Origin of the sequence: Streptomyces sp. NPDC050388, from assembly GCF_040655635.1 — a bacterium.
Classification (GTDB): Bacteria; Actinomycetota; Actinomycetes; order Streptomycetales; family Streptomycetaceae; genus Streptomyces.
In genome coordinates, this window is sequence record NZ_JBFAKH010000202.1 from 1 (window position 1) to 4,447 (window position 4,447).

Consider the following 4,447-nt stretch of genomic DNA (forward strand, 5'->3'; position numbering starts at 1 on the left):
GCCTGCTGCGGTTGCTCTTACTTCCCACCTGGCACTACTTCCTCTGGAACCTCACGTCCCAGTCTCCAGGTGTCCAACATCAAGGGGAAGCTTCATGTGGACCAAAGCCCGCCGTTTCGACCGGTATGGCAAACGCGGAAACACCTTCTCGGAATGGCACCGGGAGCGGATCTGGAACACGCTCTGTGACCACCTGAGCCCCGGAGAGAGGAAGTGTCTACGCGAGGGCAACATGGGCCAGTGCCAGGTCGCACTCTCCCGCTTCGCGGCCAACGCGGACAAGCTCCAGCTGGTGGAGAGCTTCGAGAAGAGGGTCCGCTTCCCGCACAGCATCATCCAGGCCTACTTCGGTTTCCGTATGCTGCATCACCTCGGTGAGCGAGGCGCCGGCGAGCTGATCCAGCAGGCAGTGCAGCCGCCGGGCCCCAGCCGTGAGCTGCTCATCGCGCTGGTGCTGCTCTCCCGCCGCCGGGTGGCGGAGCTGTCGGCCAAGGGAGGCAGTGTCCGGGCCGAGTTGCAGAAGTACCGAGAAGAGCTGTGGCGGCAGGCTCCCGTGTATGGCCAGCCTATCGCCGACCGGCTCTTCACAGCCGCGAACCACCGCACGGACGACCCCAAGGCCCTGGACCTGTACGCGGCGACCTTGGAGGTCGACAGCGTGGAAGCCCGTCCGCGACTGCTGAGGGACATTGTCGAGAAGGTGCACGGCCGCTGGTCCGATATCAAGGGTGACCGTCGCACCGTCGAGGACGCGAAGCTCAGGCTGCTCAAGCAGCTCGGCACGGCACTGCGTGTGGCCTCCGAGAAGACCGACACCATGCTGCTCTACGACCACGTCTTCCGGATCGGCAAGGCGGAGCCCTTGTACTCGGTGCGCCTGGCCGCTGCCCAGGAATTCGGCAGCGGTGGAACCGCGGCATTCGCCGTGATCCGGAAGAAGATCGGTCTGAACACCGACCCCATCAGGGAGTACGACAAGAGGCTCCGCGATCTGAAGGCCCGCAGGAGGAGGGAAGAGCACGACTGGAGCGAGAGGATGCGGAATGCGATGAACGCACGCGCGTCCTCTCGGGACAGGTCGTCCGCGGAGAGCGATCGGCTGCAGGAGGACCGGAAAGAGATCAAGCAGCGGTACCGGAAGGAGCGCATCGAGCTGTCCAGGGAGTTCGTGATGCGAGCCTGGATGATCCCCATGCTCCTGGGCTCCGTCGACGACTCCCACCGTGACGAGGCCCGCGAACGCCTCACCAAGTGGCTACGCCACCTCGACCCGAAGCACACTCATGGCACCCCCGACCTGCCGCTCGTCTTGGAGGCCGCGCTGGCCCAGGGCTTCAAGCTCGCGGCCAACCAGCGCAAACGCCGCCCCTACTCGGCCCCGGGCAGCCGAGCCGATCTGATCCGGCAGGCGGAGAAGGTGCTGCAGCAGTCCCGCTGCTGGTACACGCAGCTGACCTTGCTTCAAGGGCTGTGTCTGTGGGAGCTCCCGGACAGTGTCGGCCGCCGCGAACGTGACGTGGACGGCAGGGTATGGCGGGAAGACGACCTCGGCGGGGCGCCCGAGCCGTCCCGGGCGCTCGGCGGGACCAGCGCGGTGCAGACGGTGCAGCGCTGGCTGTCAATGGCGGGCACGGTGAACAGCCCGCCCGGTCGGCCCGGCTCGAACGGTGACTCGCCCCGGCGGATGCTGCATCCGTTCGTCGCCGAGGCGGGCGACCTGGCGGCCCTGGCGCTGGAGACCGGGCAGCCCGAGCGTTTCCTCTGGATCGATGAGAAAACCGTCACCGACAGCATAGGCTCGCGCACCGGACACAATCGAGGCTACCGCAAGCACAATCTGTGGATCCCGCCCTCGGTCGGATGGAGCACCCTCGACGGACGCGCCCAGCGCCTCGTCGCTGACGTGTTGCTCATGCTGAACCTGATCGAGCGGGACGGGTATCCGGAGGAGGTCGAGGAGCGTATGACGCGCGCCGAGCGTCCTGGGATGTTGCTCCCGCCATGCCTCTGCACGAGCCGCGAGCCGTTGCGGCCCGGTCTGCGGCCCGGCACATCCGAGCCACCCGCACCGGGCACCACCTGTCTACCCGACTGCAAGTTTCAACTTTGTCCGTACCCGCCTAGAGGCGGGGTGCCTCGGGGCGAGGTCCGTGAGCCCTTCTGTCGCCAGCAGCAGGTGCTGCTGCCAGGGCCCATACGCCGCTGTTTCCCCAGGGCGGTGCACAGGAAGACGCCTCCCTGGGTCAGCATGCGTGTCCGTGAACTGGACCGTTTCTGGGATGCGATGGCCGGACGCACGCGGGACTAGCTTGATTCTGTCGGGAATCTTGGAATCAGTGGTGTCAACCACTGCTGCTTCTCCAGGACTTCGGCCGGTGGATGTTGTGGTGGTCCAGGAAATTCTGGAAAACGGTGGGCCGTCGGACAGGGTCTTTGAGAAGTGATCTTGTGTCCGGGCGCTGTCACGTTGGCTGACAGGATGGGAGGATCCCCGGGCTGCTCACGGTGGAGGGGGTCGTCCGTGGAGGGCATGTCGCCGTCGTACCAGGGGCACCGGTATCCGGTCGAGGTGATCTCGCACTGCGTGTGGCGGTACTTCCGCTTCCCGCTCAGTTTCCGTGAGGTCGAGGAGCTGATGCTGGAGCGCGGTGTGATCGTCTCATACGAGACGATCCGCCGCTGGTGCCTGAAGTTCGGTCAGCAGTACGCCAGCGGACTGCGCCGCCGGCAGCCCCGGCCCGGCGACACGGGGCATCCGGACGAGGTCTTCATCAAGCTCAACGGTGAGCGGAAATACCTGTGGCGGGCCGTCGACGCCGACGGGATGGTGCTGGACATCCTGGTGCAGAGCCGCCGGGACACGGCCGCGGCCCGGCACTTCTTCCGCACACTGCTGACAAAGACGGGCGAGGTGCCGCGAGTGATCGTCACCGACAAGCTGCGCTCCTGCGGCACCGCCCACCGCGAGGTCATGCCCTCCGTCGAGCACCGTTCCCATAAGGGCCTCAACAACCGGGCCGAGAACAGTCATCAGCCCACCCGACAGCGCGAGCGCGCCATGAAGGGCTTCCGCAGCGTCGCCGGAGCCCAGCGGTTCCTGGCCGCGTTCAGCGGCATCTCACCTCATTTCCGACCCCGGCGGCACCGGATGACCGCCACCGAATACCGCACCGAGATGACCGCCCGCTTCGCCGTCTGGAACCAGATCACCGGCGTCGCCGGCCGGCCCGCCGCGGCCTGAGCCCGGAGCCGGACCCCGGCCCCACCACATCCGACACACCGTCAGGCACTCACACACTCAACAACGTGACAGCGCCCGATGCCGCGCTCCAGCATCAGCTCCTCGACGTCGCGCAGGCTCAGGGCGAAGCGGTGATACAGCCACACGCAGTGCGCGATGACCTCCGGCGGGAAGCGGAAACCCTGGTACGACGGCGCGTCCACGAGCAGCCCCTCCAGCGACCCCAACCAGACAGATGATCATGCCACCGGAGAAGGGCTCCGCTCAACCTGACAACACCGTCGCTGCCCCTCATCGTCATCGATCTCACGAACCCTCACCCGCCCGGCCACCGATCAGCAGCCCGGCTGCCCGGTCCGGCCGCCGACACGATGCCGCAGCCACGCCGCCTCCGCAAGCGTGAGGTACGGGTCGGCCAGTTTGGCTTCGGTTACTTCCCGGATACGTCCCGCAAGATCGGTCCGGCAGCCCTTGCGCACGCTGTGCACCAGCAGACTCCGCCCCAGGCGAGCGGCCAGTCCGGGGATCTCCGCGCAGCCGATGGTCACCAGGGTCATCGCCACATCCGCAGCGGGGTCACCAGCGCCCGCGTTGCGCCAGTCGATCACCACGGGGCCCCGCCGGGTCAGAAGCACGTTGCCCGGATGCAGGTCCAGATGCAGCACCCGGTCGTCACCTGCCGTCGCGAACCGCCGGGGCAGCCACGTCGGCGCCGGCAGCGCATGCAACCGGTCGTGCAGGCCGCCCAACGTCCGGCCGAGGGATCCGACCCGCCACGGGCGCCGGGCCAGCACATCCAGCATCGTCGGCCCGGTCAGCCGCTCCAGGACCATGTCGGTATCGGTGACCTCGTACACCTTCGGCACGGGATACCCACAGGCCGCCAGATGCGTCATCAACCGTGCTTCCAGCTCCGTTGGTCCCCCCTGCCGATAACGCCGCAGCACCCTGGACTCGTCCAGGGCATACACGTCAGCGTCCCGCCCCTGCCCGATCAACTCCATGCAGGGCAGTCTGTCCTGACGACGTACCAGCCGCCAACGGGGCGAACGTTGCTTGATGCGGCACTAGCTGGAGTACACGCCCTCAACGCCGCCTATCTGCGCGACCTCTAAGAGCCCCTAACAAAATAGGGTGTTTGCATTATTCTGGGTGCACTGGTGCGAGTTCGTGCCGATCGGGAGGTGTGTGATGTCCCGCCCCAAG

At 66.9% G+C, this 4,447-nt stretch carries 3 protein-coding genes and 1 pseudogene; 2 read left to right on the forward strand and 2 right to left on the reverse strand.

Annotation, left to right across the window (positions count from 1 at the left end; translation table 11 throughout):
- The first annotated feature begins 94 nt into the window (after positions 1–94).
- The gene (locus AB0I73_RS40500) at positions 95–2,308 is read left to right on the forward strand and encodes a hypothetical protein (protein ID WP_363045387.1); all 2,214 of its coding nucleotides are present in this window, start codon (positions 95–97) and stop codon (positions 2,306–2,308) included.
- A 222-nt stretch (positions 2,309–2,530) separates the two neighbouring features.
- On the forward strand, positions 2,531–3,241 hold the full coding sequence (locus AB0I73_RS40505; protein WP_363045389.1) for an IS6 family transposase: 711 nt from the start codon (positions 2,531–2,533) through the stop codon (positions 3,239–3,241).
- 77 nt (positions 3,242–3,318) lie between these two features.
- Here the strand turns inward: AB0I73_RS40505 and AB0I73_RS40510 are convergent.
- Together AB0I73_RS40510 and AB0I73_RS40515 are read right to left on the reverse strand one after the other, a co-directional pair.
- Positions 3,319–3,450: pseudogene (locus AB0I73_RS40510) on the reverse strand (IS6 family transposase); the annotation flags it as partial.
- Between the two features lie 126 nt (positions 3,451–3,576).
- Positions 3,577–4,245 carry an aminoglycoside phosphotransferase family protein gene (locus tag AB0I73_RS40515; protein ID WP_363045388.1) on the reverse strand — a complete coding sequence of 223 codons (669 nt, stop codon included), beginning with the start codon at positions 4,243–4,245 and terminating at the stop codon, positions 3,577–3,579.
- Positions 4,246–4,447 lie beyond the last annotated feature (202 nt).

Coding starts and splice junctions, on each gene's coding strand:
- AB0I73_RS40500 (WP_363045387.1), top strand. CDS start 95: ATGTGGACCAAAGCCCGCCGTTTCGACCGGTATGGCAAACGCGGAAAC.
- AB0I73_RS40505 (WP_363045389.1), top strand. CDS start 2,531: ATGTCGCCGTCGTACCAGGGGCACCGGTATCCGGTCGAGGTGATCTCG.
- AB0I73_RS40515 (WP_363045388.1), bottom strand. CDS start 4,245: ATGGAGTTGATCGGGCAGGGGCGGGACGCTGACGTGTATGCCCTGGAC.